Below are 279 nucleotides of genomic sequence, written 5' to 3' on the forward strand. Positions count from 1 at the left end.
TCGAGGTCCTGCGGGGGCTTGGCATCACCACGAGGCATTTTGTCTCCAACATGATCGGGTTCGTGGCTCCCCCTCGGGGGAAAAAGCGGAGCGTTTTCACGGTGTACTACCCGGAAGAGCGGGTGGAGCTGCCGCCGGCGTACCGGGGGCGCCCGGTGCTGGTCATGCGGGAAGACGGGAAAGAGCGGTGCGTGGCGTGCGGTCTTTGCGAGAAGATCTGCCCGGCCAGGGCCATTTCGATGGTGGGGGGCGAGCGGGAGAACGGGGAGCGGTACCCGG

Annotated in this window: 1 protein-coding gene; it reads left to right on the plus strand. The window is 66.7% G+C overall.

All coding sequences use genetic code 11. The features are described from left to right. On the plus strand, positions 1–279 hold a 279-nt coding region (locus MWC30_RS22210), incomplete at both ends, for a 4Fe-4S binding protein (RefSeq protein WP_244086359.1).

It is taken from the genome of Desulforhabdus sp. TSK (assembly GCF_022836495.1).
Classification (GTDB): domain Bacteria; phylum Desulfobacterota; class Syntrophobacteria; order Syntrophobacterales; family Syntrophobacteraceae; genus Desulforhabdus.